This window comes from Streptomyces sp. (assembly GCF_031181705.1).
Taxonomy (GTDB): Bacteria; Actinomycetota; Actinomycetes; order Streptomycetales; family Streptomycetaceae; genus Streptomyces.
Genome location: NZ_JAPSKN010000244.1, coordinates 1 through 3,692, shown reverse-complemented (window position 1 = coordinate 3,692; position 3,692 = coordinate 1). Strand labels below are relative to the sequence as shown.

4 protein-coding genes and 1 pseudogene are annotated in these 3,692 nt (G+C 71.3%); 1 reads left to right on the top strand and 4 read right to left on the bottom strand.

Going from position 1 to position 3,692, the window contains the following annotated elements; all coding sequences use genetic code 11:
* The 3 genes from RIN80_RS26475 to RIN80_RS26465 all read right to left on the bottom strand — a co-directional run.
* The coding region (locus tag RIN80_RS26475; RefSeq protein WP_309098165.1) for an ADP-ribosylglycohydrolase family protein at positions 1-904 on the bottom strand (904 nt) is incomplete at its 3' end.
* A gap of 12 nt (positions 905-916) precedes the next feature.
* Positions 917-1,576 (bottom strand): histidine phosphatase family protein, encoded by a 660-nt coding sequence (locus RIN80_RS26470; RefSeq protein ID WP_309098164.1) that lies wholly within the window; start codon positions 1,574-1,576, stop codon positions 917-919.
* A 139-nt stretch (positions 1,577-1,715) separates the two neighbouring features.
* Positions 1,716-2,321 carry a YdbC family protein gene (locus tag RIN80_RS26465; protein ID WP_309098163.1) on the bottom strand — a complete coding sequence of 202 codons (606 nt, stop codon included), beginning with the start codon at positions 2,319-2,321 and terminating at the stop codon, positions 1,716-1,718.
* 155 nt (positions 2,322-2,476) lie between these two features.
* On the opposite strand from RIN80_RS26465, the gene RIN80_RS26460 reads away from it, so the two are divergent.
* Positions 2,477-3,010 carry a TerD family protein gene (locus RIN80_RS26460; RefSeq protein WP_309098162.1) on the top strand — a complete coding sequence of 178 codons (534 nt, stop codon included), beginning with the start codon at positions 2,477-2,479 and terminating at the stop codon, positions 3,008-3,010.
* Between the two features lie 121 nt (positions 3,011-3,131).
* On the opposite strand, the pseudogene RIN80_RS26455 reads toward RIN80_RS26460, so the two are convergent.
* A pseudogene (locus RIN80_RS26455) lies at positions 3,132-3,692 on the bottom strand (vitamin B12-dependent ribonucleotide reductase); the annotation flags it as partial.

Sequence of the window (3,692 nt, the reverse complement as noted above, 5' to 3'; positions counted from 1 at the left end):
AGGCCGAAGCGGGCACCCAGTCCGGAAGGGCCTCGGTCCGCTCCACCCACGGGGCAGGTGGCGTCCCGGCCTTGCCCGAGGCGATCACGCCACCGACGATCGCGCAGGTCGTGTCGACGTCACCGCCGACCTGGGCGGTCGTCCAGAACGCCTTCTCGTAGTCGCCGAGACTCCTCGCGGCCGACCAGAGCGCGAAGGGCACGGTGTCGTGGGCCGTCGTCCGCCGCCCGCAGCCCAGCACCGCCGCGACCGTGGCGGCGTCGCCGTAGTCGAGCATGTCCCGGGCCCGGCGCAGCCCCGCGCCCACCGCGCTCTTGGGGACCAGGTCGATCACCCCGTCCAGGAGTGCTTCGGCGCCGGGCGGTCCGCCCGGCGCCGCGGCGAACGCGGCGGCCGCGGCGACGGCCATGGCACCGACCACGGCCTCGCGATGCTGGTGGGTGGTGTAGGCGGAGATCTCCGCCTGGTGGGTCGCCTGCTCGGGATCGTCCGCGTACCAGGCGCCCAGCGGGGCGATCCGCATCGCCGCGCCGTTGCCCCAGGACCCCTGGCCGTTGAAGAGCGCGGCGGCGAGCTCGCGCCAGTCGCCGCCCTCCCGGACCAGCCGCAGGAGGCGGTTGACCGCGGGGCCGTAGCCCCGGTCGGAGTCGTGGTGCTCGGCGAAGGACCAGGCGAGCGCGTCCTGGTCGATGCGGTGGTGGGCGGCCAGCACGGCGACGACGGAGGCCGCCATCTCGGTGTCGTCGGTCCACTGCCAGGGCCCGGGCGGGAGCTCTCGGCGCTTCAGCAGCGGGTAGTTCACCGGCACGAAGTACCGGGAGCCCAGGGCGTCCCCGACGGACAGTCCGCGCAGAGCGGCCAGGGCGCGGTCCAAGCGCGCGTCGGGGGAGAAATCAGAGGTCATCGCCCTGCCACTCTATCCGGAGATCCCGTACGGCTCGGGATCCCGCCAGCGGTCGAACGGCCGGTCCAGCGTGTACTTGCCGTCGTCTCCCAGAACGAGCATCCGCATCTCGCCGTTCCCCGGATTCGAGAGCGACTCGAACTCCGCGACCGTCCAGTGGAACCAGCGCATGCAGAACAACCGCATGGCCAGCCCGTGGGTCACGATGAGGACGTTCGGCGGATGGTCGGGATCCTCGAAACTGCGGAACAGGCTCTCCAGGAAGCCGCCGACCCGGTCGTAGACGTCGGCACCGGACTCCCCCTGGGCGAAGCGGTAGAAGAAGTGGCCGTACGCGTCCCGGTACGCCTTCTGGAGGCGGACCTCGTCGCGGTCCTGCCAGTTTCCCCAGTCCTGCTCGCGCAGCCGGGGCTCCTCGCGTACCCGTATCAGTGCGGGGTCGAGGCGGAAGGCCCGCAGCGTCTCGTGGGTGCGCCGGTACGGGGAGACGTAGACGCTGACGCGTTCGCCGCCGAAGAGCTCGCGCAGGTGCTCACCCGTGGCCTCCGCCTGCTTTCGACCGCGGTCGGTCAGAGCCAGGGCGTGGTCGGGTTCACGCTCGTACACGGAGTCATCAACATTGCCCGTTGACTCGCCGTGCCGGACAAGGACGATGCGCCGTGGTCGTGCCATGCCAAAACCCTAGATCGGGTGAGGGCCCTCCGAGCACCCGGACGGTGCCCATACAGCGTAGGTCACACGAAATCGCCACCGCACCGCGCCCGCGGGAGGCCGCCGGCCGCCCGGCCAGCGGGTCGCGTGCCGGCCAGGGTCAGACGGTCCAGCTCGGCTCCATGTCCACGACGGCGCCCGTCAGTGCCGCCACGTCCGCCTCCGTCTGGGCGCGCAGGGCGAGCCGTTCCACGCGTTCGGTGCGGTACTTGCCGTGCTCGGCGGCCGACCGCCACATCGACAGCACCAGGTACTCGTGGCCGGGCGCCTCGCCGAACAGCCCGCGCACCATGCCGGGCGAGCCGGCCATCGCCGGATTCCAGACCTTCTCCTGCATCAGCACGAAGTGCTCCGCCCGTTCCTCGTGGACACGGCAGAGCGCGACGCGCAGCAGGTCGGCGTCCGTGAAACGCGGCTCGAAGCCGGTCTTCACGTCGAAGCGGTAGTCGAACAGCCTGACCCGGGCGTCCTTGAAGGTGCCCGACTGGGCCGACGCGAGCCGGTCGTGGGACCGCGCCATGAACGAGTCGTAGAAGGCGCGGCTCTCCCAGAACGCGAAGATGTGCGCCACGTCCGGCCGTCCCCGGCTCCAGCCACCCCCCTGCCCGCGAAACCCCGGCTCCCCCAGAAGCCCCGCCCACTTCCGCTGCCCCCGCTCGAACCCGCGGCGGTCCACCACGGTGCAGCGAATCCACTTGACCAGCACCGCGCCATGGTAAGGCCAGGGAGCGTGGCGCCGGTCACTCTCGGCTGGACCGCTCCGCCACGCGCGCACCCGCGCGCGTGGCAGGATGGACAAACAGTCGTGTGTGCCCGTCAGTTGGGGTGGACGGGCGGGTCGGTACGGGGAAGGGGACGCCGGTGGACGGGCTCAACAAGGGGCTGCGCAAGGTCGAGATCGCGGTGCGATGGGATCCCAGTCCGGCGGGGCAGCCCTCCACCGACCTGGATCTCGTCGCGGCGACGTATCCGGCGGACGCCCCGCACGGCGACCCCGCCTACGTGGTGCACTTCGACAGCCGCTCCCCCGACGGCACCATCTACCTCAACCGGGACAGCAAGGACGGCCAGGGCTTCGGCTTCGACGAGGTCATGACGCTGGAGCTGGAGCGGCTCGACCCGCGGTACGCGCGCGTGGTGGTCGGTGTCGTCATCCAGCAGCGCCCCGCGGAGCGGACCTTCGTCAGCGTCGTCAACCCCGGCCTGCGCATCCGCGAGGGGTACGACGTCCTGGCCGAGGACGACTTCGGTGGTGTCCTGGGCGCCACGGCGGCCACGGTCGCGGAGTTCGTCCGGGAAGGCACCGGCCCCTGGCGCTTCCGTCCCGGCCTGCGGGGCTTCGAGGGCGACCCCGTGACGTTCACCAGGACGATGGGCGCGGCCGGCCGGGCCTGAGCCGGGATCGCCCGCGCGTCTGTCCCGGAAACCCTCAGGGGCACGGTGACGACGAGGCACGACAGGTGGGGCACCAGCCCGAAGGCTGGTGCCCCACTGTCATCGGCTCAGGCGCCCGGTATCAGCTGCAGCCGCTGGTCGAGCCGCAGCCCTCGCAGATGTAGCAGGAACCGGCGCGCTGCATCTTCGTCCCGCAGGAGAAGCACAGCGGGGCGTCGGCCTGGATGCCCAGCTGCATCTCGACCAGTTCCGCACTGGTGTGGGCCTGCTGCGGGGCCGGCTTGGCCGACTCTTCCGCCTTCGGAGCGGAAACGGCCTTCAGCTCCTGTGCCCGAGGCGCCGACTGGGCCAGGCCCTCGACGTCGACCTCGTCCTCGGACGGCTCGTACGAACCGGTCTCCAGGTGACGCTGGCGCTCCTCGGCGGAGTGGATGCCGAGTGCGGAACGCGTCTCGAAGGGCAGGAAGTCCAGCGCCAGGCGGCGGAAGATGTAGTCGACGATCGACTGCGCCATCCGCACGTCCGGGTCGTCCGTCATGCCGGCCGGCTCGAAGCGCATGTTGGTGAACTTCGAGACGTACGTCTCCAGCGGCACGCCGTACTGGAGGCCGACCGAGACGGCGATGGAGAAGGCGTCCATCATGCCCGCGAGGGTCGAGCCCTGCTTGGACATCTTCAGGAA